Source organism: Moritella sp. 5, assembly GCF_018219455.1.
Classification (GTDB): domain Bacteria; phylum Pseudomonadota; class Gammaproteobacteria; order Enterobacterales; family Moritellaceae; genus Moritella.
The window spans coordinates 1,762,946-1,786,909 of sequence record NZ_CP056122.1 but is presented as its reverse complement, the minus strand read 5'-3'; the positions used below and the strand labels follow the sequence as shown (position 1 = coordinate 1,786,909).

Here is a 23,964-nt window from a genome sequence, read left to right as displayed (position 1 = left end):
GCAATGAGGTATCGAAAGTACCAGGAGGCCAATATGGCCAGGACACGACAACAAAAGCAAAGCTGGATCGGATGGCTATTCTTCAGCGATCTGTGGCGCGCACTGCGGCTGACATTACGTTATATGTTTTCCAGAGTGATTACACACAGATATCCTGACCATGAAAAATGGCGGCCTTACCATCGTCATCGTGGGCATCATTTCATGAAAACCAACGATGAAGGCGACGTGAACTGTGTCGGCTGTGAGCTGTGTGCAAAGATCTGTCCCTGTGACTGCATCACGGTGGTGCCCTATGAAGATGAAAAAGGTAACCGACGGCCAAAAGTGTTTGATATCAATTTGTCGCGCTGCCTTTATTGCGGTTTGTGTGAAGATGCCTGCCCGGCTGACGCTATAAAGCTCGGTCAGGAATATGAGGTTGCTAGCACCACCACCGAAGCCTTAGTCGTGCACCTTGACGATCTCATCGCTGCGCCACACAAAGCTGAAGAAGGGGCAGGAACAGTCATCCCTGCATCGCTGGATAAAAATGGTAGAGGAAAAACCATCACTCAGGATAACGTAAAAGGCCACGACTGGTGGCAATTGCTCAAACGAGAAAAATAACAAAAAAGGATTAATCAATGGAGCAGCAATTTTTTATATTACTTGCCTTGGTTGCCATCGGCACTGGCTTGCTGGTTGTCGTCGCCAGAAATCCGATCCACAGTGCCCTGTCTCTTGTCGCCTGTTTTGTGCAGATCGCGGCCCTGTTTGTCCTCCTAGGATCGCCGTTTCTTGCGGTAATCCAACTGTTTGTTTATGTTGGTGCCATTATGGTGCTGTTTTTATTCGTCATCATGATGTTAGACGTACGTAAAGAAGCCCATGGTCGGTTTATCAATAACAGTCGCTTTATTCAAAAAGGGGCAATACCGGCTATAGTCGCGCTGCTCGCACTGGCAACTGAGCTACTATTCCTACTCAGCCAAAGCAGCCGTCTACATGCAGTGATGACGCAGCAAAGCATCATTGGCGATGAACCAACCAAGCAACTAAGCTTAACCTTATTCAGGGATTTTCTGCTGCCTTTCGAGGTGGCGTCGGTCATCCTTCTGGTCGCCCTGATCGGCGCGGTAGTGCTGGCGCAAAGTAATGGTCGTAACGAACACAAAAAAGGGGCTACAAAGGAGGTATCCAAATGATCCCCATCTCTTGGTATTTGATATTAGCCGCCATTTTATTTGTCATTGGCGCTGCAGGCGTATTACTCCGGCGTAATGTTTTGATTGTGCTGATGTCTCTCGAACTCATGCTCAACAGTGTCAATATCAATCTGATCGCCTTCGGGTATGAAATGAACGATCCCCGCGGCCAGATCATGGCTATTTTTATTATTGCGATCACCGCAGCCGAAGTCGCTATTGCACTCGGCATACTGGTGGCTTTATTGCGTAACAAACGCACGTTGGAAGTAGATGACCTAACAATACTGAAAGGCTGAGACTGGAATTAATGACTCTTATCAATATGGAATTACTGAATTGGGAATTAATATTATCCATAAGGCCGGCTTTAGCCGTCACAGTCTCACTCATCACTGCGGGCGTCATACTGTGCCTGCATAATCGCACCAACGCACGGGATGCGGTATCGGTTGTTGCTGCGGTGATAAAGTTCATCATCGTGATTTCAATGGCGCCATTAATACTGGCTGGCAATACTGTCGACCTGACTTTATTTGAGATCCTGCCAGGGGTTAATTTTGCGTTTCGGGTTGACGCGCTGGGCATGGTATTTGCCACAGTATCCAGCCTATTATGGATATTCGCCGCCATTTATTGCATCGGTTATATGCGCAGCCAGAATGAGAAAAATCAGACCCGATTTTATGCCTCTTTTGCCGTCTCGCTATCTGCTGCTGTGGGCGGCGCATTTGCCGCTAATCTGTTTACGCTGGTGATCTTTTACGAACTACTCAGCCTTATAACTTACCCACTGGTTTATCATAAAGAAAACCAGGCATCCTGGAATGGTAGTAAACGATATATCGTCTATTTGGTGGGGGCCTCAAAATCCTTTTTGCTTGCCGCACTGGCGCTAACTTATCAACTTACTGGCAGCTTTGATTTCTTACCCCAAGGCCTGTTCAAAAATGTCGTCGCCGCCGATGGCTTATTGATTATTATCTATTTCTGCTACCTGTTTGGATTTGCCAAATCAGCCATCATGCCGTTCCACGCCTGGCTGCCAGCAGCCATGGTTGCGCCCACACCAGTCAGTGCTTTGTTGCACGCGGTAGCCGTGGTCAAGATGGGGGTGTTCTGTCTGTTACGGGTGATTTTTCATGTGTTTGGTATCAAGCTGATGAGTACCTTGGGTCTTGGCATCATCACCGCTTATCTGGTGTCTTTCACCATAGTTACCGCCTCTATTTACGCCCTGACCCGAGACGATTTGAAAGCAAGACTGGCCTACTCCACCGTCAGCCAACTCTCTTATATCATTCTCGGCGCAGCCATGCTGACACCAGTGGCTGCCATAGGGGGAATAATCCATATCGCCGCCCATGCCTTTTCAAAAATCACCCTGTTCTTCTGTGCTGGCTCTATTTATTGTGCCAGCCACCGCAAGAAGATCAGTGATCTTTCCGGCATAGGTAAAAGACTGCCTATCACCATGGCAGCATTTTTCATCGGCTCCCTCGGTATGATTGGCATCCCGCCAACCGGTGGATTTATCAGTAAATGGTATCTGGTAGTGGGTTCTGTCGATGCCGGACAGATGGCACTGCTAATCGTATTACTGGTTAGCGCTGTACTTAATGCCGCTTATTTTATACCCGTTACCTATAAAGCCTTTTTTGAGCAGGAAAAAACATCCAAAGACCCGTCACTAGTGGCGGCCAATGATATTCACGAGATCCCAATGGTCGCAGTGCCCTTACTGATCACCACGCTATTATCTTTGCTACTGGGACTCTATCCGGACTATTTTTTAGGCCTAGCCAATATCTTAGTCGCAGACGTATTTGTCACAGGAGAATCGCTACCATGATGGCAAAACTGGTCAACTTCTTTGGTGACAAAAAATACACTAGAACACGCTGGCGCCTGTTAGTCGTCACTTTAGTGGGCATCGTCATTGCCGATTTTCTGGTTGCAAGACCTCACGGTTATAACTTTTGGGATACAATCCCCGGCTGGGGAGCGCTGCTTGGGTTTATCGGCTGCGGCTTGATCGTATTAGTCAGTAAATTCATCGGAAAAAAAATCGGTATCTCCAAGAAGGAAGACTATTATGACTGAATGGTTCTCCTTCTCCATGATGCCAGCCGTTCTGCTACTCGTAGGCGGTCTGCTGCTGGCGTTATTTAAAGGCAATAGCCAAAAATCCTACTCAATCATCATTCCACTGCTGGTGATCTTTTCTCTGACCCAGATGGAAATGGGGAGCTTCGGCGAAATTGACTTTGCCGGTATTTCATTGGTCATGTTCAAAGTTGACAAACTGAGTCTATTTTTTGGCTGGGTGTTTGCTATTGCGGCGCTGATCGGCAACATTTATAGCTTGCATATCAGTCATACAGGCCAAAGAGTGGCGGCGTTTCTTTATATGGGCAGTGCCTTTCTAGTACTCTTCGCAGGTGACTGGTTTACCCTGTTAGTCGGCTGGGAGATCATGGCATTTGCCTCTGCTTACCTGATCTTTGCCACTCGGGAAGATCCGGCCGTAAAAGCAGGCTTCCGTTATCTAATGGTGCATGTCACCGGCGGGGTGTTACTGTTTGCCGGTATTGTACTACATGGCCTTGAAACCGGGTCTTACTTGTTTGGGCCAATCGATGGCGCACAACAAGGTGGTATAGCCTATACCCTGATCTTGATCGCCTTTATGATAAACGCCGCGGTTCCACCGTTAAATGCCTGGCTCACCGATGCTTATCCCGAGGCGACAGTGACTGGTGCTGTATTTTTAAGTGCCTTTACCACTAAAACTGCTGTTTATGTGATGATCCGCGCCTACCCCGGCGCAGAAGTTCTGATCGGTTTTGGGGTTTTCATGGCACTTTATGGAGTGATATTCGCGATGCTGGAAAATGATTGCCGTCGCCTGCTGAGCTATCATATTGTCAGCCAGGTCGGTTACATGGTCGCAGGCATCGGTATCGGCACCGAAATGGCCCTGAACGGTAGTTCTTCCCATGCCTTCGCACATATTATCTATAAAGGCCTATTATTTATGGGAGCTGGCGCTGTCATTCATATGACAGGCAAACATAAGCTCACCGAACTCGGCGGCCTTTACCGAACGATGCCCTGGACGGTAGCGTTTTACATGGTTGGCGCATTTGCTATCGCAGGCTTTCCTTTCTTCAGTGGTTTCGTCAGTAAAAGTATGGTCATCGCCGCGGCCGCTGGGGATCATCATGCGACTGCCACGCTGTTACTTATGTTAGCTTCTTCCGGTACCTTCCTGTCGACTGGGCTTAAGCTACCTTATTATATGTTTTTTGGTAAGGATTCCGGCCTCCGCCCCAAGGAGCCACCAATCAATATGTTAGTGGCCATGGGCATTGCCGCATGCTTCTGCATTGGCATCGGACTCTTTCCTGCTCAGCTTTATAACACGCTGCCTTATGCTGTTGAATTTGAACCCTATACAGGTGCACATATCACCGAAAGTCTCGGTATACTGATGTTCACCCTATTGGCTTTTGTACTGTTATTTAAATACCTCAATCCCAAGAATACCATCAGCATCGATACAGACTGGTTTTACCGGCGCGGGGCAGCTGTCTTTATGTGGCTGGCGAATAAACCCGTTGCTCTGTGGGAACAAAGAGTCATCACGCTGGGTGATGGCGTTATCCTCAATACCCTGCATCGATTGTCCAAGCATAGCCAGACAGTCGATACTCATGTTGTTGACGGCGCGGTTAACGGCGTGGCGAAAACGGCAATGAAAAGCGGTAACTTGTTGCGCCGCCTGCAAACCGGCATTGTTTCCCATTATGCCCTTGTGATGGCGATTGGCCTGTGTTTAGTGATCGCCGTTTATATGCTGACTGGGAATGAGGGCTTATGACAGACTCCTTGATGACCAGTTTATTCATAGAAAATGTACCGATATTAAGCATACTGATATTTTTGCCTGCAATAGGCGCATTATGCGTGCCCTTCCTATCAGGTAAAAACGCAGTGCGCTGGTTTACGTTGACCATATTGTTTGTCGATTTCCTCATTGCCGCTTGGTTGCTGGTCATTTTTGATAATAGCACCGCCCAAATGCAATTTGTGGAGAGTAAACCTTGGGTACCCTCTCTGGGCATCACCTATAAATTAGGTATTGATGGAGTCAGTGTTTTATTTCTATTCTTAACATCCCTGCTCGGCTGGATCTGTGTGTTGGCGTCCTGGAACGCCATTGATAAACGCCTCAAAGAATTTATGATCTGTCTGCTGGCAATTCAGAGCCTGATGCTTGGGGTTTTCTGCGCGTTAGATCTGCTGTTATTTTATGTATTTTGGGAAGCGATGTTAGTCCCCATGTATCTGATGATAGGTATCTGGGGTGGCGAAGATCGCATCTATGCCGCGTTTAAATTTTTCCTTTATACCCTCGCTGGCAGTCTGATTTTTCTGGTCGGGATATTGGTGCTGTATTTCGAAGGTGGGCGAACCTTCGATATCTTGGTATTAATGGATGTATCATATGACTTTGAGCTGCAGCGCTGGGTCTTTATCGCGTTTCTGATCGCATTTGCGGTCAAGGTGCCTATGGTCCCATTCCATACTTGGCTACCGGATGCCCACGTACAAGCCCCCACCGCGGGCAGTATTATTCTGGCCGGGGTGCTGCTAAAAATGGGCGCATACGGTTTCATTCGTTTTTCGTTGCCAATGTTACCCGATGCTTCCCATTATTTTGCCCCGCTAATACAAGGGTTGTCGGCCGTCGCAATTGTCTATGGGGGCTTCCTCGCATTAGCGCAGCAGGACATCAAAAAACTGATCGCGTATTCTAGTATCAGCCACATGGGATTTATCACTTTGGGGCTTTTTACGTTCACGACCAATGGCACAACCGGAGCCGTGATCCAAATGTTTAACCATGGCATTACCACGGGTGCCTTGTTCCTGTTTATTGGCCTAGTGTATGAGCGCACCCATTCACGGGATATTCCGGCTTATGGCGGTTTACTTAAGACCATCCCCTTTTACGGCATATTTTTTGCGATATTCTTGCTGTCTTCCATGGCCGTACCCGGTACTAACGGATTTATTGGCGAAATACTGGTGCTGTCAGGGACTTTTGGCGTCAATAACTGGGCCGCGACTGCTGGTGTGTTAGGGGCTTTGCTCGGCGCAGCTTACCTGTTAGGCATTTATCGTCAAATGCTATTGGGACCAGTCCGTATTCCTGGTGCAGCCAAGATGTGGGATCTTAATGTGCGAGAGCTTTGCTGCGCACTGCCGCTCCTGCTCTTTGTGTTCTGGCTTGGATTTTATCCTAAACCCTTCCTCAGTATTCTGCAGCCAACTCTAAAACATCTGCTTGAGCAAACAGTAGGAGCAGGCTTATGAGCGACATCGCAGAAAAACAAACAGCTGCTGACTTAGCTACTGTAGATCTAACGGCTATCAGCCAATCAGTATTGGCAAGTGGGCCAGAAATTATCATCATTATCGGTGCCTGTGTGGCGTTGATGTTATCGCTGGTGCCACACCCTCGCCAGAATCAATTGCTGGCAGGTGTTTCGGTATTCATGATTTTACTTGCTGCCTGTATGAGCTATGCCCTATCCGACTTTCCGCAAACAGCTTATGCCGGTATGTTCGTCGTTGATGGATTTTCCACTTTTTTCAAAGTTATCCTTTATCTTGGCACCACGTTAACCGTGCTTATGTCAGGTAACTATCGGCCCAATAACGGGCTAATCAAGGACGGTGTGTTCCAGGGTGAATATTATGCCTTACTGCTGTTTGCACTTTTGGGTACGATGATCATGGTATCCAGCACCGATCTACTGCTTATCTATATCGGTCTGGAACTGCAGGCGCTCTCGATTTATGTGTTAACGGGCTTCCTCAAGACTGACCTAAGATCTAATGAAGCGTCTTTAAAATACATCATTCTTGGTGCTTTCTCGTCCGGTATTATCCTTTACGGCATGTCTTTATTTTATGGTCTTACCGGCACTACTAACCTCAACGATATGGCTGTAGCGCTGTCTACCTTGGACTTGTCCGACCCGATGTTGATCCTCGCGACCTTGTTTATGCTGGTTGGTCTGTTATTTAAAGTCGGTGCAGTCCCCTTCCACATGTGGGTACCAGACATTTATGAAGGTGCACCGTCACCGATCACCGCTTATATGTCGGTGGCCTCCAAAGCGGCCGCATTTGCCGTTATCATGCGCATTTTCATGCAGGACCTTTCAGTACTACAACCCATTTGGATTTTAAACATTGTAGGTATTGCAGTGCTAACAATGACGCTGGGCAGCTTTGTGGCTCTAGCACAAACAAATATCAAACGCATGCTGGCTTATTCCAGTATTGCTCACGCTGGTTTTTTGATGCTGGGCCTAGTGGCTGGTGGCAGAGACGGGATGGCAAGTATCATGCTTTATCTGCTGATTTATACGTTTATGACAATCGGTATTTTTGCCGTCATCATTCTCTTAAATAAAGGGGTGACCCTCGGTGAGCCAATCGAAGATTTTTCGGGGCTGGCAAAAAACCATCCCGGTCTGGCATTTATGAGTCTGATTTTTTTATTTTCTCTGGCTGGAATTCCGCCAACCGGTGGGTTTTTTGCCAAGTTTTATGTGCTAACAGCGCTTATAGATACAGGTCATGTGATATTGGCTGTGATCGCCGTGCTGTTGAGCGCCGTCGCGGCCTGGTTTTACATTCGAATCATCATGTTGATGTATGTACAGCCACCAGCACCAGTACTAACACAAGCGGCCGAGATACAGCTTACCCCATCCATACGCATTGTTTTGTTAATCGCCACAATAGGCACCTTACTGACTGGGGTGTTACCCGCCTGGTTCCTTGGTTTTGTCACCAATTCAATGCCTCTTGGCCTTGGATAAAACCCCAAAACAAGACTACAGTTAAAAAGAGCCTAGTTGTAGGAGAGCAGAGTAAATGCCTATTGATTTTTTACCGGTGTTTTTGATGGTTGCGGTTGTCGTTACACTGGCCGCATTTATCCTGACCGTCTCCCGCCTGCTCAGGCCAGACAATCCCTATCCAGAAAAGAATCGGCCCTATGAATGCGGCATAGACCATGTTGGGGAAGCATCAGCTGGATTATTTAAAGTACAGTATTTTGTGATTGCCATTCTGTTTGTCGTATTTGATGTAGAAACCATGTTTCTGTTCCCCTGGGCGATGGTGCTGGCAGACCTCGGCTTGTTTGGTTACATCGAAATGTTTATTTTTATCATGATGCTGTTGGTTGGATTTATCTACGCTTGGATAAAAGGTGCCTTAGAATGGGAAGTTTGACAGAACGATACAAAGATAATGTACTTTTTACCACTTCCGATAGCATTATCAATTGGAGTCGAAAATCATCCCTGTGGCCGGAAACCTTTGGCATTGCCTGCTGCGCCATAGAAATGATAGCGGCCGGCTGTGCTAGATATGATCTTGACCGTTTTGGTGTCGTTTTCCGCTCCTCTCCCCGCCAGTCTGACGTGATGATCATCGCTGGAACTGTGACCAAAAAAATGGCACCAATTATCAGGCGTCTTTATGATCAAATGCCAGAGCCAAGGTATGTGATTGCCATGGGTACCTGCGCCATCTCAGGTGGTGTTTACAATACCTATTCTGTGGTGCAAGGTTCAGACCTTTTTGTCCCAGTTGATGTTCATGTAGCCGGGTGTCCGCCTCGCCCCGATGCACTCTTACATGCCATGGTACTACTACAAGAACAGATCACCGGTAGCCGTCAGTCTAAGCAAGCTCAAGAACAAGCCTCCCCGCCGCCAGCCTTTGAGAAAGAGAATATATGATCATGCCGAGCCAGTTTCCACTTAACAAGCTCATCGATAATTTCAACGGCCGCATCAGCATAGATCCAAACGTCATCGATATGCCCTGTGTCATCGTCAGCCCGCAAAACCTAGTGGAACTGTGTTTATTTCTGCGCGACGACGACGCATTCAAATTTAATTTTATGGCTGATATTGGCGGTATTGATTTTTACCCAGATACCCCACGCTATCAACTTGTCTATCACCTTTATTCAATTTCACTGGGCTGGCGAGTACGCATAAAATGTCCGCTAGATGACCCACCCAAAGTACCGACCATCACCCACCTCTGGACCACTGCTAACTGGCATGAACGGGAAGCATATGACATGTTTGGTATCGTCTTCGAAGGTCACCCAGACTTGCGCCGGATCTATATGTGGCAAGACTTTGAAGGGTGGCCCATGCGTCGTGATTTTCCGCTGCGCGGTTACAAAGATAAATATAATCCATTTGGTGAAGAGAGACCGACCACCACACAGGGGCCCGTCGGAGATATTCTATGACTGATGTCAATATCATCCACGAAAGCAAACAAGAACATGGCTTAAGCCGCGAAGTATTGATGAACCTTGGGCCACAGCATCCCAGTACCCATGGGGTATTACGTCTGTTACTACAAATGGACGGTGAAATTGTAAAACGCATTGAACCACACATTGGCCTATTACACAGAGGTACCGAAAAGCTGTGTGAAAGTTTCACTTATACCCAGATCTTTCCGCTCACCGATCGGTTGGACTATCTTTGCCAACCCTCCAATAATCTAGGCTATGCGCTGGCGGTAGAATCCCTACTTGATATCAAAGCGCCGGAACGGGCGCAATATATCCGGGTATTAATGGCAGAACTGTCTCGGATCTCTGGGCATTTACTGATCACTGGCGCGCTACCGATGGACGTTGGTGCAATAACAACCTTGCTCTATACCATGCGTGACCGAGAAATGATCATGGACCTGATGGAGATGATCAGCGGCGCACGTATGCACACCTCCTTCTGCCGAGTTGGTGGTGTAAGAGAAGACCTGCCTGATGGCTGTGCCGAACGTATTATTGAATTTTGTGACATCTTCGAAAACAGCATTTCTGATTATGAAAATCTGGTGGGAAACAACCGCGTATTTCTTGCTCGGGTAGAAAATGTCGGCAACATCACAGGGGAAGATGCAATCGCCCTCGGCCTTAGTGGCCCCTGCTTGCGGGCTTCCGGTGTGGACTGGGATATCCGCCGAGATGCCCCTTACGAGATTTACGACAGGCTCGATTTTAACGTTATCGTACGCACCGATGGCGACTGTTATGACCGTTGGAAATGCCGGGTCGACGAAATGCACGAAAGCCTGAAAATGATCCGCCAATGTGTTGCACAAATGCAGCCGGGTCCATTTTTACTCGATGACCCTAAGATCGCCTTTCCAGTCAATAAAGACCTGCTGGCTCATTCTATGGAAGCTCATATACATCATTTTAAACTGGCTGCCGAAGGTTTCAAAGTACCCAAAGGCGAGGTTTATACCGCCATCGAAGCGCCAAAAGGGGAACTTGGTTTTTACATCGTCAGTGATGGCTCTGAAAAACCGTTCAGAGTCAAAATCAGAGCGCCCTCTTTTGTCAACCTACAGGCGCTGACCGACCGCACCACTAATCTGAAATATCTGGCCGATGTGATCGCCATGATAGGTTCACTCGACCCGGTGATGAAGGAGGTCGACAAATGACCGCAGAATATTCCAAACAAGCTATCATAGCCGATCTTACCGCCCCTATCGCAGACATTGTAAAACGCTATCCCACCCAGCGCAGCGCGATCATGCCAGCGCTTTATCTGGCTCAGGAGAAATATGGTTTTATCGACGAAACAGCCTATCTGGCAATCTCAGAGATCTTAGACGTACCGGAGATCTGGGTGTTTGAATTGGCCAGTTTCTATACCCTGTATAAAAATAAAAACATCGGTAAATGTCACCTGCAGATCTGTACCAACGTCCCGTGCATGTTACGTGGCGCGTATGACATGCTCGAACACCTACAAACCCGACTCGGCATTAGCCAAGGAGATACCAGCAAAGACGGTCTTTTTACCCTGAGTACAGTGGAATGTATCGGCTCTTGTGATGTCGCTCCCGCCATGATGGTTAATGAAACCTATCACACCAAACTATCCAAACAGAGCATAGACCAATTACTCGATCAATTAACACAGGCAGAAACCGAATCCTTAGCAACAGATATATTGTCGTTAACGCAGAATACGTCGTCCGCAAATAATGAGCCCTTAGCAAATGAACAGCCGTTAGCGAATAAACAGTTTTCAGAAAATACAGAGTCGTTGACCAAGAGTGAGCCAACAGCAGGGCCAGAGTCATGAGCGAATTAGTATTGTTAAAACATATCACTCATCCAGACTCTACTGATATCGAATTTTATGAAAAAAACGGTGGTTATCAGGGATTAAAACAAGTCCTGAGTGACTATTCCCCCGATCAGGTGATCGAAACAATCAAAACATCCAATCTACGCGGTCGCGGCGGCGCTGGCTTTCCTACTGGCATGAAATGGAGCTTCGTGCCAAAAAGCGATGGCAAAATCCATTATCTGTGTTGTAACGCCGATGAAGGTGAACCCGGTACCTTCAAAGACCGACTGCTTATGGAACGAGACCCACACCGGGTAATTGAAGGTATGATTATTGCGGCTTACGCGATTCAATCTCAGGTAGCTTATATCTATATTCGAGGTGAATATGGTTTATCAATTGAAAAAATATCACAAGCGATCAAAGCCGCTTACGCCAGAGGTTACCTTGGAAAAAATATCTTTGGTTCTCGTTTTTGTCTCGATATCTATATCCACAAAGGTGCTGGTGCTTATATCTGCGGTGAAGAAACGGCACTGCTGGAATCAATTGAAGGCAAGCGTGGACAACCCAAATTAAAACCGCCTTTCCCCGCAGTATCAGGTCTTTATGGCTGTCCAACCGTGGTCAATAACGTCGAAACCTTGGCCTGTGTCGCACATATTTTTGCCCGTGGCGTTGACTGGTTTACCGCCATCGGGCCTGAAGATGCACCCGGTCCACGTCTATTTGGTCTTAGCGGACGCTTACAGAATCCAGGGATCTACGAGTTACCAATGGGACTTTCGCTGCGTGAGTTGGTTTTTGACTATGGTGGAGGCCCTTTGACCGGACAACTTAAAGCGGTGATACCAGGTGGATTATCAGCACCCATGATTCCTTTAGCAGGACTTGATGTGAAGATGAACTTTGCCGATTTGGCGGCTGCCGACAGCATGATGGGCTCAGCTGCAGTAATCGCACTGGATGAGACTACCTCGATTCCAGTCATTGGCAGACGGATAGCCGAATTTTTCTCTCATGAAAGCTGCGGTAAATGTACACCTTGCCGAGAAGGTCTGCACTGGGCCAGTAAGATTCTTAACCGCATAGAGTCTGGACAAGGTCGCCCAGGAGATCTAGAGCAATTACAAGTATTATGCGGCGGTATATTTAACAATAGCTTCTGCGCGCTGGGTGTCGGTGCATCATGGGCAATAGGAGCCACCCTGAAACATTTTAGCCATGAGTACGACGCCCTTATCACCCAACAAACCATCCCTGTGCGCGACAGGACACGCTTATGATCAAGTTCAAAATCAATGGTCAGGAGATTGAAGTAGAAGAAGGCACCACGATTCTTAACGCGGCACGCGCCAGCACTGTTGAAATCCCAACATTCTGTTATCAAGATAGGCTGTCCATCTTAGCCAGTTGCCGCATGTGTCTGATAGAAATCGAAGGCAGACCAAAACTAGAACCCGCTTGCGCCACCGTCGTATCTGAAGGCATGGCAGTACTCACCCATTCGCAAAAAGTGGTTACCAGCCGCGAAGATATGTTGGAGATCCTGCTGGCTAATCACCCACTAGATTGCCCGGTCTGTGACAAAAGTGGCGAATGTGAACTGCAGGATACGGTGTTTGAATATGGCAAAGGAGATTCAAGGCTTGCAGATCCAAAACGCGTATTTAGAATCGACGATATTGAACTGAATAATGTCATCACCTTTAATGCCAATCGCTGTATCCAGTGTCAACGTTGTGTCCGGGTTTGTGAAGAAGTGGTCGGTGATGTGGCACTCGGCACTATGGAGCGCGGGTTAGATTCAGAGATTACCGGTGTCGGTAACAGTTTGAAAGATTGCAGTCATTGCGGCAACTGCATCGAAGTCTGTCCGGTGGGGGCGCTGATGAGTACGCCATACCGTTATAAAGCTCGCCCTTGGGATCTTGAGAAAGTTGAAACCACCTGTGGCATGTGTGGTACTGGCTGTAGTATGACCATAGAAACCCGTAAAGGTAAACTTGCGCGGGTAAAAAGCCAATACGAAACGGGCATCAACGGTGAACTGCTGTGTGCGAAAGGCCGCTTTGGGTTTGATTTTATCGACGGAGGTGAACGCATCACCCAACCTATGCTGCGTAAACATGATGTCATGACACCTGTGAGTTGGTCCGAAGCGTTAGATTTCATCATCAACAAGACTCTGAATACTCTCAGTAATAACGGTCATATTAAAGGTCTGATCTCACCACGCCAAACCAATGAAACCGCTTTTATGTTTCAAAAACTAATGCGGAAGGTTTTTCAATCGTCTGACATCCATGCTAGTTGTCGATTCTCAGGCCTGAACCTGCAACCGGAAACCAATGACATTCTGAACAACCTGCTCACCCATACCTATAGTCGCCAACCACTGGCTGAAATCCTAAAAAGCGACTGTGTGTTTTTATTAGGCGGTAACATCTGTGATGAAAATCCAGTGTCGAGTTACCTCGTCCGACAACACAAGCGGGACAATCATAATCACTTATTATTGGCAAGCTCTAGACCCAGTGCTTTAGATGATATTGCCACTGAAAAATTGCGTTTACAGCCTGGTAATGAAGCGAGGTTATTGACAGCTCTGATTTCAGACCTAGCGGTATCAGATGATAGGGAAATGGCTGATTTTGTTAGCGCAGGTAAAGTTATTCTGGAACAGGCTAATTCAATCACCCTATTAATAGGCACCGAGTTTATGCGGGGGAAACAGACCAAAGACTGTTTATTATGGATCGAAAAAACCACACAGCGTCTGCAACAACAAGGCAAGCAAGTGTTTGTACAATTCTTGTTTGACCGGCCCAATCAGCTTGGTCTGTGGCACATGGGCTGCCTGCCAGACTTGCAGAACAATCATCCAAACAATGTGCCAGATATGTTTTATGTGGTCGGAACTGACCCACTCGCTAACTGTTCTGTAGGGGACCCATTGGAACAAGCTGCCTTAAATACCCCCTGCCTCATTGTACAAACGGCCTTTATGAACGCCAGCGCACAGCAGGCTATGGTTATTTTACCCGCGCCTTCATACGGGGAAGATAATGGCACTTATACCAACAATGAAGCAAGAGTACAAAAAGTCAGAGCAATCCGACCTCCAGCCCAAGATATATTACCAAGTGCAACTGTTTTTGCTCAGCTCGCCAACTCATTGGGGGTGGATATTGGCTCAAGTAAAGTTAAGCAAATATTCAGTCAAATTAAACAGGAAATAGACGGTTATCAAACGCTCAAAGAGGACTTTATTTTTGGTCCAGAGCTCGATGACTATGGTTTAACAACAGAGCCACCAACAACGAGCGCAGCTCTCACCACTCCAGAAGTTAAAGTCCCAGCGATTAAAGTCCCACAGGTCGATTATCTTGCTTTAGTAGGTTATATCTTGATCACTGGTGACAGCCAATTTCGCTCCGGCAAACTTACCACCCAATCAAAAAATCTTTCCGGGCTCGGCCATAACACGTATGTAGAAATGAACCCCGGTGTAGATTATGACGAACAGCAGAATTATGAGGTGACGATCACCCGCGGCAACTCTTCACATACAGCACAGCTCAAAATAAACCGCTCATTCCCTGACAAGCTGCTGTTTATACCTGAAGCTCAGTTAAGCTCCCCAGCGAATAAAATCATCACAGCGACGGAGTATCCTTGTGTAGTGGAGGTAGAGATTAAGGTTTCGAACGAGGCTAATGAGGACTGATAAATTTGCACAGGGAATGAACAGGCATAGTGACTTTTTGTCAGAAGGATTATTAAATACCCATCTGCAGCACTATTTTGTACACTGTCGCTATATTTTCGTTCATGAGCCAAATATGAGTATACCGACAGACGTTTTACAGGCAGTCGCCAATGCTATGACAGCAGAGCGCGTTGTCAGTACCCAGTTGATCCAACCTTTATGGGGTGGATACGGCGAGCTTTTTCGTGCCACGTTAGACGGCAGTCAATATACCTCGGTGATAGTTAAACACATCAAATTACCCCGACCAAAAGTGCATCCACGTGGTTGGAACACGTCTATATCTCATCAACGAAAATTAAAATCATATCAAGTGGAACTACACTGGTATCAGCACTACGCAAATAACTGTCTAACGCAATGCCCTGTACCAAAATGCCTGTATGTTGAAGAACAGAATGATGAAATATTACTCATCATGGAAGATTTGGCTACGCAGGGGTTTAAGCATACGTTTACCAGCTTTGAACCGAAACCAGCTTCCCTGCAATCAGCAGCAGACAATCCACACATCAGTCATCAACACGTCAGCCAGCAACAGATAGAAGCATGTTTATCTTGGCTGGCTTATTTCCATGCCCAGCACCTCGCGATTGAACCGACAGGTTTATGGGATTGCGGCAGTTATTGGCACCTAGCCACCCGACCCGACGAACTAGCAGCGTTAACTGATATAGCATTACAACAAGCAGCTGAACAAATAGATCAAACATTACAGCAATGCCAGTTTCAAACCCTGATCCATGGCGATGCTAAGTTAGCTAACTTTTGTTTCACCACCGCTGGCGATCGGGTTGCTGGCGTTGATTTTCAATATGCCGGCAAAGGTTGCGGCATGAAAGACGTAATATTGTTACTGAGCAGTTGTGTTCCCTATCAGCACTGTGAGCAAGATGTACCTGCATTACTGGATTATTATTTTAGACAATTAAAGCAAGCGCTGTCAGAGCATAAACCACGCATAGAACCGCAAGCAGTAGAAGATGAATGGCGACCGCTTTATTGTATTGCTTGGGCTGATTTTCAACGCTTTATGAAAGGCTGGAGTCCGACTCACTGGAAGATAAACAGTTATACGGAAGCGCTGACGCAACAGGCATTGTTACAGTTAAAAACAGCGCAATTAAATTCAGCTAAACAAGATCAATAAACACAATGAAACTCACGGTTTATCAGCTTGAACAGTTACTACAACTCGCCACCGAGGCTGCATTAAAAGCTGGAGCATTCATCAATAGCCTTGATAGAAGTTCGCTGCAGGTACACAGTAAACAGGCTGGTTCGAGTTTAAGCGCGCAGGTGGTCACGCAAGTGGACTTAGACAGCCAAGTCATTATCTTAGAAATACTACAGCCAACTATCGATCAATATGATTTAGCCCTGTTGACCGAAGAAAATGCCAGCGAAGAAGATGTAGCAACCCACGCTCGTTTTAATAAAGACTATTTCTGGTGTATCGATCCACTCGATGGCACCTTACCCTTCATTGAAGGCGGTGATGGCTTTGCCGTGTCTATCGCGTTAGTCGATATTGCAGGTAAACCAGTTATTGGTGTTGTACATAACCCAAGCTCTGGTGATATCTACCAAGCCATTAATGCACAGCCACTGATATCAAAAGTGTTGAAAAATGGATTACTTTGGCAGTCTGAACGGCTTAAGAAGTACAGCCATTCATTAAGTTTATATATCGATCGTAGTTTCCAGCAAGACCCACGTTATCCGGCTGTCATTGAGCAATTAACAAGGCTTTCAGCGCAGCAAGGATTGGCACTGCAAATGATCAAAACTAACGGTGCGGTGATGAATGCAATTGGGGTACTTGAAAATGCGCCGGCTTGTTATTTAAAACTGCCTAAACCACAGCTAGGTGGCGGCAGTTTATGGGACTTTAGTGCGACAGTAGCAATCACACAAGCATTGTCTGCTCAGTATTTAGCGTCATCTTCGCAAGCATGCTGCGCAGTAAGTGATGCTCAAGGTGCCCCCTTAGATCTTAACCGTAAAGATTCTAATTACATGAATCATAAAGGGGTGTTGTATACCAGTAGATTACAGCATCAGACTTTTTTAAATGTAATCAATTGATTAGTTATGAGGTCCAACTCGTTTCAACTTAGTCGAGTAACTTATACTTACTTATGTTTACTTACTTTTGCTTAAAGTTAAAAAAGATAAAACACTATACACTCACATTTTTAACGCTAACGACCTTGATAAGGCGTATTAGGATGTAGGTATAATCGATGCAAAATGAAGTGAGTAAACATAGTAAAAAAACGGTGATATTCCACTGGCTAGTTGGACTATCTATGATCACTGTACTCATAATGGGTATGTATATGGTCGAAAATAAAGTGTATTCACTTTATTATTGGCATCGTTCATTAGGACTTTCATTATTCATTTTTGCCATTTACCGCCTTATTCTCAGAGTTAAGGAAGGGTTACCAAAACCAAAACTTTCTTATACTAAGATTGAGAAAAACTTATCGAGATTAGTACAAATATTACTATTAGCCAGTACAATTTTAATGCCTATATCTGGTATATTAATGACCATGATGAACGGATTTGGAATGATACTTTTTGATCTAGTCATCGTGGCCGCAAACCCAGACCCAAGCAATCCAAGGTTGATGTTGCCAATCAATAGCTCGCTAGGTGATCTGAGTAAAACTATCCACGTGACTTGTGGTTGGATTATGGCTGGTACTTTACTACTACACGTATCAGGCGCTATGAAGCATCATATTATTGACCGCGATGATACTTTAAAGAGTATGTTGAAGCTGAAATCGAATTAGAATAACGTCAACTGAAACACTTTAAGAAAAGGAAGCCGATGGAGGCTTCCTTTGTATTATGACAATGAGGTGAGGCTCACTGTGACGTACATAGTATGGAGCGAGGGGCCTCATACTTGTTAAAATCAACCATTCCAATATGAAGTGCTAAATGGCGTCTTTCGCATTCTTCATTAAGAAATCGAGTACTAAGCCCTGCTCTTCTGGATTTAGACCAGCACGTGGGAACATACTTTTCGTAATCCCCTTCCACTGCAGCTTGGTAAAGTGTGTCGTGTCTTTTGGACCATGGCATACTGTACAACGTTGATAAAATATTTTCTCGCCCGGACCTAAATCAGCGGTAGCTTTCGCCTTCAAACCTGAAACGCGCCCTAGGCCATAGGCAATCGCAAATTCAGCTTTAGACTTATCGATGATCGCTGGTTTTGTATATGCCTCATTCGGTCCATCAGGATCGGTACATTTCTTCATTTTAACTAACACAGTGTTGGCTGTTGTTGCCTGACTCAGGCCACTTGATGCTTTGTCTGACGTGATAAAGTTAACCAAACCACTGTTACAACGACCTTTACTATCAACCGATGGCCAGCAACCTTCATAAATACTGATAACACCTTTCATAATACGAGGGTCGACACGTGCACCGACTAAAATAGAACCACGCTTGTTGTATACTTCAATTAAGTCACCATCTTTAATGCCACGGCTTTTCGCGTCTTCAGGACTCATCAAGCAAGGTTCGCGGCCTTGAATATTGTCGATATCACGAATACTAGTGTTAGCCATCTGTGAGTGTAGACGCATACGTGGATGTGGACTTACTACGTGTAGTTCATCTTCTTCTGCATTACCTAAGTATTCATGTGGAGGGAAGAATGTCGGAATTGGCGGACAATCGGCCAGTTTATACTTAGCAAAATCACTAGAGTAAAGTTCAATTTTACCCGATGTCGTTGCTAATGGATTTTTCACTGGATCGGTATAGAAATCACCATGTCGAACCCACTTGTTGGCTTCTAATGGAACTTCCATGTGGGCAATACCTTTCTCCCAAAACTCTTTAAACGGCATAGTCGCCGAGCTCTTCGCGTACGCTGCTTCAATCATTTGCATGACTGACTGGCCTTGTTCCATGAACTGATATTCAACATTGAACAGGCTAGATAAACGGCGGAAGATCTCAATATCATCTAGGCTCTCTCCTTGCGGTTTAATGATCTGACGCATCGCATAGACTTTATCATTACTATAAGTACCGCCAGAGGTAATATCGTTACGTTCTACCGTTGTTGTTGCTGGTAATACAATATCTGACCAGCGTGTAGATGCACACCACCACGGGTCTTGGCACACGACAGTATCAACATTCTGAAGAGCTTTAATCAACTTGTTAGTATCTTGCTGATGCGACATGAAGTTGTTACCCGAGTTATAAATCATTTTCACAAGCGGGTATTTATGGGTTGAACCGTTATGGGTAAACTCGACACCTGGATTATTTAACATCTCAGTAATACGTGATGCAGGGCAGTAAGTTTTAACCAAGTTTCGACCTTGCGATAAACCTGCTGGCGTAGACTTACCTGAAACAGGCATACCACCACAACCATAGTGCCAGCTGAAACCAACACCTTCACCAGGTTTACCTATTCCACCTAACATGCTTGAGAATGCGATAATCGCCCAGTGCTGCATTTCACCGTGGTCTTGACGTTGCAGTGACCATGAACCAGCAAACTGGGTTCTGTTATCAGAGAACATCTTCGCCAATTCAATAATTTTAGCTTCTGGAATACCAGTGATCTTAGACGCCCACTTCGGCGTTTTCTCTTCACTGCCGTCTTTACCTAGCAGCGATGGTAAAAATTTATCGAAACCAACTGTATATGTATTAAGGTATTTTTCATCATGTAAGTCATTTTTGTACAAGTAATGACACATAGATAAGAATAGTGCTGTATCTGTACCTGGAATGATCTTAACCCACTCACAATCTAATGCTTCATCGGTAATGGTGAACTGTGGGTTAATTGAAACAAATTTAATACCTTTGTTCTTAATGGCTTCCCAACGTGGATACATTTGATGATCAGCTACGCGGTATTCAACACGGTTATTTTTGAACGGGTCACAACCGATCATACAGAATACCTGAGTATTATCACGTACTTGTTCCCAGGCCGTTTGCGGTGAGTATACTTCCATGTCACCGATAATATGTGGCAAACTGATTTGTGATGCGCCACCAGAGTAATCACCCGATGTTAAGCTACAACCACCAATCATGTTAAAGAAACGGCCTTGTAATACGTTCGGACGGAACACACCTGCGTGGCTCCAACCACCATAAGAGCTACTGAAAATACCTTCGTTACCCGCCTTATCAATGGTATCTAGAATCGCCTTAGCTGTTAGACCAAGCGCCACATCCCAAGAAACACGTACGAACTCTTCTTTGCCACGTAATTCAACTTTGGTATCACCAGTGCCGTTCGTCATACCTTCGAGATAAGACTTTCGCACCATAGGGTAATTAACCCGAGTCTCGTGATAAGTTCTGCTTAATACACCCTCGGTCAGCATTTTAGTTGGCAACGCATCAATGTCTGATAACGTCTGCACACCGATGAGTTTGCCATCTTTTACCACTGCGTTAAATGCACCGTAGTGAGTTGCATGTGGGATTAACTCGATATCTTTAGCAAATACAGCCTTGGGGCCAAATAATGTCAGTGCAGGTACAGCACCTGCGGCTGCTAATGACGATTTCAAGAAATTACGACGACTTATGCTCATGTTTCATACCCCTGAGGATTGTATTTGGATGATTGCAGTAATGCTTGGTTACTGCTTTTGAACAATACAATAATGAAATATTGAGAATGACATTGCCGCTTAATATGAATGAATATGACAAGATGTGAACAGGTTATGAATAGATAATGCAACGTGTTTCCTATTTCTAAAGAGATAGAAAACACACTGTTTTCAAAAAAACTTATTTACCTTATAAAACAGCAGTTTGCACTTTAAGCACTGCTACTATTGAAAGAAGTCTCATCCAGCAAGTCGTTGTATATAATTTTGTAATTGGTAGACAGAATGCGTAATTAATAAATCTAGTTCTGATAATTGTGATTCAGATAACACTTTATTTTCACATGAATTTTTGCATAATGCTTCGAGTTGTTGGCAGCTGTCGTATAAGGCTACCAGGCCTAAACCCGCAGCAGCACCTTTCAGTTTATGTAATAAAGTTTCTTGTTGCGCGGCATCAAACAATGCAAAATCACTGTAATCCGATAGTGTCTGTCGACAAAATAAATGCCCTAACTCAATAACCTTTTCTACGCCCAGATACTTTAGATCTTGTTCAAGGATGTCAGTATTTAATAAACCCGAGTTTGAAAAAATAACATCCTTGCTTACCATCGGTGATTGATAAACATCATCAGTACACATCGCATTCACCATTACCTTGGAAATAGTGCTTTTCAGGCGTTTCATTTGTACTGGTTTGGCAATAAACCCATCGAAACCTGAATCGATAAACTTGGTTATATCGTCTTTAAACACATGAGCAGAGACAGCTATTGTTTTTAGTTGTTGGTGCTTATGCTCAGCCATAACTCGCAATTGCACAGCCAGCTCGACGCCGTCAATATCAGGTAAGTTAATATCTAACAAAGCTAGCTCAACATCCTGATGAGCATACAGTTTAAGCGCCGATGCTCCGTCACAAGCACTGTATACTTGATGGCCTAACTTTTGAAGTAGCGCACAGGCAACATCACGATTGATTTGATTGTCTTCAACAATGAGGATACGAAAATGAGAGTTGGTTTCAACCACATTTGATACGATAGATAACTGTTCATTGATCAGGGTTTGCGGAGCGACTTCTAGTGGGATGTTAAAGTAAAAACAACTCCCCTGCGCCTCTATACTCGTTAACATAAGCGTACCTTGGATTGCTGACACCAGTCGCTGACAAATCGCTAACCCGAGTCCTGTACCTGCTGCACTACTTAAATTCGCCACTTGGGTGAAGGCTTCAAATATTTCCTGCTGCTTACCCTGTGCAATACCACAACCGGTATCGGTAATACTGAAATTGAGCTGGTCGTCATGCGCTGCAATAGCCAAGGTCACACAACCTGAAGAGGTAAACTTTATTGCATTGTTCACTAAATTGATAATGACCTGGCGGAGTTTACCCAAGTCAGAAAGCACCCAAGTATCAAGTTCAGCAGCGAGGTTAAAGGTTAAATTCAACCCTTTACTTTCAGATCGAGCCCTCATCAGATCAATAATATCATCCCCCAAGCGCTGAAGATTAACTGCGCGTTTAGACACTTCAATATGACCAGCTTCAATTTTGGAATAATCCAGAATATCATTGAGAATATCCAGTAAGTTTTCACCCGAGGTTAGGATAGTTTGGGTATAAGTCTGTTGCTGCGTCGAAAGCTGTGTATCAGATAACAGCTCTAATGTACCTAACATACCATTCATAGGCGTACGAATTTCATGACTCATATTGGCCAAAAATACGGACTTGGCGTTATTCGCATCTTCGGCCTGTTTCTTGGCTTTGGCATGGCCAACGGATTCATTATTAAGCTTTTCATTAATTTGCGTGAGCTGTTCTGTTCTTTGTTTTACCAAGAGCTCTAAATTTTCTTTATGCAGACGTAATTCTTTTTCTGTTTCAATTTGCGCTTGTTCAAGCTTTTGCTTCTTTAAGGCATTGTCCCGAAAAATATCCAGAGCCTGCGCCATTTGCTTGAACTCTTCATCATTAGAAGGCTCGACATTAATTTCAAGATCGCCTTCAGCAAGCTTTTTAATCACTTGGGTATGTTTGGATAACTTGAAGACAATGCCTTGATACACAATCTTCCACATCACCCCAATAATCACGATTAATGACAAGATGGTGGCTAACATAAGAATGCGCTGCGACCAAGAAACCAACTTAAGATGTTCCTGACTAGTTTGCTGTGCTTGTAGCGTTTGCTTATCTACCAGCACGCGAATGCCTTGATTAAGCTCACCGAGTTGCGTCGAAATAAAGAGATGTAAACGGTTCTGCTTTTCTTCTAGCGCTAAGTATTCTCGCTGTAGACTGATTAACGCAGTAAAAGCATCAAGGCTTAGCATCGCAGTCTGTACACGCTCTAAACGATAAGGGTCTTTGATTGAGTCCACCAGCTGATTAATAATATATAAGAGTTCATATTTTTGCTGTGTTAAGTAAATCAGCTGTTCTGGTTTCGCCGTGTTGATAATTAAGTTAGCTATTTGCCCCAGTTGCAAACTGTATCTTTCTAATGCAGTCATTTTATCTAATAAATTAAGATCTTCGTCAATAACAAGGTCAATGTCCTGATAGATAATGTCCTTGTCGGCACCCTGTTCAATTAAGTCATAAAGCCCACTTAATCTCACCAGTGCAAAGGTACTTGCGTTCGCAACTTGAGATTGTGATAGTTGAAAAATATTGCGCACGCCTTCTGAAACCTGCTGAAACGAAGCTTGGCGCAGCCTCTGTCCCTTAATTTGCAGCTTGGCATTGTCATTTAACTGACGGATATTTTTAATGACGTTTGCTTTTTTTGATACCAAATGACGAATATTGCGATGAGTGAGTTCTGAAATATCAAAGGCCTTAAACTGTCTGTTAATGGCTTGGTTTAGCTGAGTCAATTCGGTATTGATCTGCTGTCGTTCAGTATCATTAGTGGCATTTTTGAGTAAGTTGGTTCGATTGGTGATTTTTAGGCTTATATTTGCCAAGCCTCGCGCACTTGATAAACTAGGCAGAGTTTGTTGGGTAATTTTTTCACCGGCATCGGCAATAAGGCTTAAGCTGTACCAAGACACAGTACTAATAATAACCAATAAGCTGGCAACAAAACTAAACGCGAATAACAGTTTGTTCCCTATACTTTGACGAAAACGCAATGTAAGCTCCTACTAAC

At 45.1% G+C, this 23,964-nt stretch carries 20 protein-coding genes; 18 read left to right on the top strand and 2 right to left on the bottom strand.

Annotation, left to right across the window (positions count from 1 at the left end; translation table 11 throughout):
- Positions 1-33 precede the first annotated feature (33 nt).
- The 18 genes from HWV01_RS08020 (at position 34) to HWV01_RS07935 (ending at position 17,977) form a co-directional block, all read left to right on the top strand.
- Positions 34-609, top strand: coding sequence for a 4Fe-4S dicluster domain-containing protein (locus HWV01_RS08020; RefSeq protein ID WP_211674879.1), 576 nt, complete (start codon positions 34-36; stop codon positions 607-609).
- Positions 610-626: 17 nt separating this feature from the next.
- Positions 627-1,187 carry an NADH-quinone oxidoreductase subunit J gene (locus HWV01_RS08015; RefSeq protein ID WP_211674878.1) on the top strand — a complete coding sequence of 187 codons (561 nt, stop codon included), beginning with the start codon at positions 627-629 and terminating at the stop codon, positions 1,185-1,187.
- The gene (gene nuoK, locus HWV01_RS08010) at positions 1,184-1,486 is read left to right on the top strand and encodes an NADH-quinone oxidoreductase subunit NuoK (protein WP_211674877.1); all 303 of its coding nucleotides are present in this window, start codon (positions 1,184-1,186) and stop codon (positions 1,484-1,486) included. Before HWV01_RS08015 ends, nuoK begins: the two co-directional genes overlap by 4 nt.
- Positions 1,487-1,497: 11 nt before the next feature.
- On the top strand, positions 1,498-3,039 hold the full coding sequence (locus HWV01_RS08005) for a monovalent cation/H+ antiporter subunit D family protein (protein ID WP_249185478.1): 1,542 nt from the start codon (positions 1,498-1,500) through the stop codon (positions 3,037-3,039).
- On the top strand, positions 3,036-3,290 hold the full coding sequence (locus tag HWV01_RS08000) for a hypothetical protein (RefSeq protein ID WP_211674876.1): 255 nt from the start codon (positions 3,036-3,038) through the stop codon (positions 3,288-3,290). The genes HWV01_RS08005 and HWV01_RS08000 overlap by 4 nt, the downstream gene beginning before the upstream one ends.
- A complete protein-coding gene (locus HWV01_RS07995; RefSeq protein WP_249185477.1) occupies positions 3,283-5,070 on the top strand; it encodes a Na(+)/H(+) antiporter subunit D in 1,788 nt (595 codons plus the stop codon). The genes HWV01_RS08000 and HWV01_RS07995 overlap by 8 nt, the downstream gene beginning before the upstream one ends.
- Complete coding sequence (locus HWV01_RS07990) at positions 5,067-6,569, top strand: NADH-quinone oxidoreductase subunit M (protein ID WP_211674875.1); 1,503 nt, start codon at positions 5,067-5,069, stop codon at positions 6,567-6,569. Before HWV01_RS07995 ends, HWV01_RS07990 begins: the two co-directional genes overlap by 4 nt.
- Complete coding sequence (locus tag HWV01_RS07985; protein ID WP_211674874.1) at positions 6,566-8,089, top strand: NADH-quinone oxidoreductase subunit N; 1,524 nt, start codon at positions 6,566-6,568, stop codon at positions 8,087-8,089. Before HWV01_RS07990 ends, HWV01_RS07985 begins: the two co-directional genes overlap by 4 nt.
- Before the next feature lie 55 nt (positions 8,090-8,144).
- Complete coding sequence (locus HWV01_RS07980; protein ID WP_067042797.1) at positions 8,145-8,507, top strand: NADH-quinone oxidoreductase subunit A; 363 nt, start codon at positions 8,145-8,147, stop codon at positions 8,505-8,507.
- The gene (locus HWV01_RS07975) at positions 8,495-9,019 is read left to right on the top strand and encodes an NADH-quinone oxidoreductase subunit B family protein (RefSeq protein WP_211674873.1); all 525 of its coding nucleotides are present in this window, start codon (positions 8,495-8,497) and stop codon (positions 9,017-9,019) included. Before HWV01_RS07980 ends, HWV01_RS07975 begins: the two co-directional genes overlap by 13 nt.
- Positions 9,016-9,546 carry an NADH-quinone oxidoreductase subunit C gene (locus tag HWV01_RS07970; RefSeq protein WP_211674872.1) on the top strand — a complete coding sequence of 177 codons (531 nt, stop codon included), beginning with the start codon at positions 9,016-9,018 and terminating at the stop codon, positions 9,544-9,546. Before HWV01_RS07975 ends, HWV01_RS07970 begins: the two co-directional genes overlap by 4 nt.
- Positions 9,543-10,760, top strand: coding sequence for an NADH dehydrogenase (quinone) subunit D (nuoD, locus tag HWV01_RS07965; RefSeq protein ID WP_211674871.1), 1,218 nt, complete (start codon positions 9,543-9,545; stop codon positions 10,758-10,760). The genes HWV01_RS07970 and nuoD overlap by 4 nt, the downstream gene beginning before the upstream one ends.
- Positions 10,757-11,410, top strand: a complete 654-nt coding sequence (gene nuoE, locus HWV01_RS07960; RefSeq protein WP_211674870.1) for an NAD(P)H-dependent oxidoreductase subunit E — start codon at positions 10,757-10,759, stop codon at positions 11,408-11,410. The genes nuoD and nuoE overlap by 4 nt, the downstream gene beginning before the upstream one ends.
- Entirely contained in the window at positions 11,407-12,684 is a 1,278-nt protein-coding gene (gene nuoF / locus HWV01_RS07955; protein ID WP_211674869.1) for an NADH-quinone oxidoreductase subunit NuoF, read from the top strand. Before nuoE ends, nuoF begins: the two co-directional genes overlap by 4 nt.
- Positions 12,681-15,128 carry an NADH-quinone oxidoreductase subunit NuoG gene (gene nuoG, locus HWV01_RS07950; protein ID WP_211674868.1) on the top strand — a complete coding sequence of 816 codons (2,448 nt, stop codon included), beginning with the start codon at positions 12,681-12,683 and terminating at the stop codon, positions 15,126-15,128. Before nuoF ends, nuoG begins: the two co-directional genes overlap by 4 nt.
- A gap of 115 nt (positions 15,129-15,243) precedes the next feature.
- Positions 15,244-16,320 carry a phosphotransferase gene (locus HWV01_RS07945; protein ID WP_211674867.1) on the top strand — a complete coding sequence of 359 codons (1,077 nt, stop codon included), beginning with the start codon at positions 15,244-15,246 and terminating at the stop codon, positions 16,318-16,320.
- A gap of 5 nt (positions 16,321-16,325) precedes the next feature.
- The gene (locus HWV01_RS07940; RefSeq protein ID WP_211674866.1) at positions 16,326-17,258 is read left to right on the top strand and encodes a 3'(2'),5'-bisphosphate nucleotidase CysQ; all 933 of its coding nucleotides are present in this window, start codon (positions 16,326-16,328) and stop codon (positions 17,256-17,258) included.
- A 158-nt stretch (positions 17,259-17,416) separates the two neighbouring features.
- The gene (locus tag HWV01_RS07935; protein WP_211674865.1) at positions 17,417-17,977 is read left to right on the top strand and encodes a cytochrome b; all 561 of its coding nucleotides are present in this window, start codon (positions 17,417-17,419) and stop codon (positions 17,975-17,977) included.
- A gap of 147 nt (positions 17,978-18,124) precedes the next feature.
- Here HWV01_RS07935 and HWV01_RS07930 read toward each other — a convergent pair whose 3' ends face one another.
- Positions 18,125-20,776 (bottom strand): molybdopterin-dependent oxidoreductase, encoded by a 2,652-nt coding sequence (locus HWV01_RS07930; RefSeq protein ID WP_211674864.1) that lies wholly within the window; start codon positions 20,774-20,776, stop codon positions 18,125-18,127.
- Positions 20,777-21,037: 261 nt separating this feature from the next.
- Positions 21,038-23,947: a TMAO reductase system sensor histidine kinase/response regulator TorS gene (gene torS / locus HWV01_RS07925; protein ID WP_211674863.1), complete on the bottom strand. Its 2,910-nt coding sequence runs from the start codon at positions 23,945-23,947 to the stop codon at positions 21,038-21,040.
- Between the last annotated feature and the right edge of the window lie 17 nt (positions 23,948-23,964).

What these genes read in the sequence shown, in the direction of transcription:
- HWV01_RS08020 (WP_211674879.1), top strand. Translation starts at nt 34, where the DNA reads ATGGCCAGGACACGACAACAAAAGCAAAGCTGGATCGGATGGCTATTC.
- HWV01_RS08015 (WP_211674878.1), top strand. Translation starts at nt 627, where the DNA reads ATGGAGCAGCAATTTTTTATATTACTTGCCTTGGTTGCCATCGGCACT.
- nuoK (WP_211674877.1), top strand. Translation starts at nt 1,184, where the DNA reads ATGATCCCCATCTCTTGGTATTTGATATTAGCCGCCATTTTATTTGTC.
- HWV01_RS08005 (WP_249185478.1), top strand. Translation starts at nt 1,498, where the DNA reads ATGACTCTTATCAATATGGAATTACTGAATTGGGAATTAATATTATCC.
- HWV01_RS08000 (WP_211674876.1), top strand. Translation starts at nt 3,036, where the DNA reads ATGATGGCAAAACTGGTCAACTTCTTTGGTGACAAAAAATACACTAGA.
- HWV01_RS07995 (WP_249185477.1), top strand. Translation starts at nt 3,283, where the DNA reads ATGACTGAATGGTTCTCCTTCTCCATGATGCCAGCCGTTCTGCTACTC.
- HWV01_RS07990 (WP_211674875.1), top strand. Translation starts at nt 5,067, where the DNA reads ATGACAGACTCCTTGATGACCAGTTTATTCATAGAAAATGTACCGATA.
- HWV01_RS07985 (WP_211674874.1), top strand. Translation starts at nt 6,566, where the DNA reads ATGAGCGACATCGCAGAAAAACAAACAGCTGCTGACTTAGCTACTGTA.
- HWV01_RS07980 (WP_067042797.1), top strand. Translation starts at nt 8,145, where the DNA reads ATGCCTATTGATTTTTTACCGGTGTTTTTGATGGTTGCGGTTGTCGTT.
- HWV01_RS07975 (WP_211674873.1), top strand. Translation starts at nt 8,495, where the DNA reads ATGGGAAGTTTGACAGAACGATACAAAGATAATGTACTTTTTACCACT.
- HWV01_RS07970 (WP_211674872.1), top strand. Translation starts at nt 9,016, where the DNA reads ATGATCATGCCGAGCCAGTTTCCACTTAACAAGCTCATCGATAATTTC.
- nuoD (WP_211674871.1), top strand. Translation starts at nt 9,543, where the DNA reads ATGACTGATGTCAATATCATCCACGAAAGCAAACAAGAACATGGCTTA.
- nuoE (WP_211674870.1), top strand. Translation starts at nt 10,757, where the DNA reads ATGACCGCAGAATATTCCAAACAAGCTATCATAGCCGATCTTACCGCC.
- nuoF (WP_211674869.1), top strand. Translation starts at nt 11,407, where the DNA reads ATGAGCGAATTAGTATTGTTAAAACATATCACTCATCCAGACTCTACT.
- nuoG (WP_211674868.1), top strand. Translation starts at nt 12,681, where the DNA reads ATGATCAAGTTCAAAATCAATGGTCAGGAGATTGAAGTAGAAGAAGGC.
- HWV01_RS07945 (WP_211674867.1), top strand. Translation starts at nt 15,244, where the DNA reads ATGAGTATACCGACAGACGTTTTACAGGCAGTCGCCAATGCTATGACA.
- HWV01_RS07940 (WP_211674866.1), top strand. Translation starts at nt 16,326, where the DNA reads ATGAAACTCACGGTTTATCAGCTTGAACAGTTACTACAACTCGCCACC.
- HWV01_RS07935 (WP_211674865.1), top strand. Translation starts at nt 17,417, where the DNA reads ATGCAAAATGAAGTGAGTAAACATAGTAAAAAAACGGTGATATTCCAC.
- HWV01_RS07930 (WP_211674864.1), bottom strand. Translation starts at nt 20,776, where the DNA reads ATGAGCATAAGTCGTCGTAATTTCTTGAAATCGTCATTAGCAGCCGCA.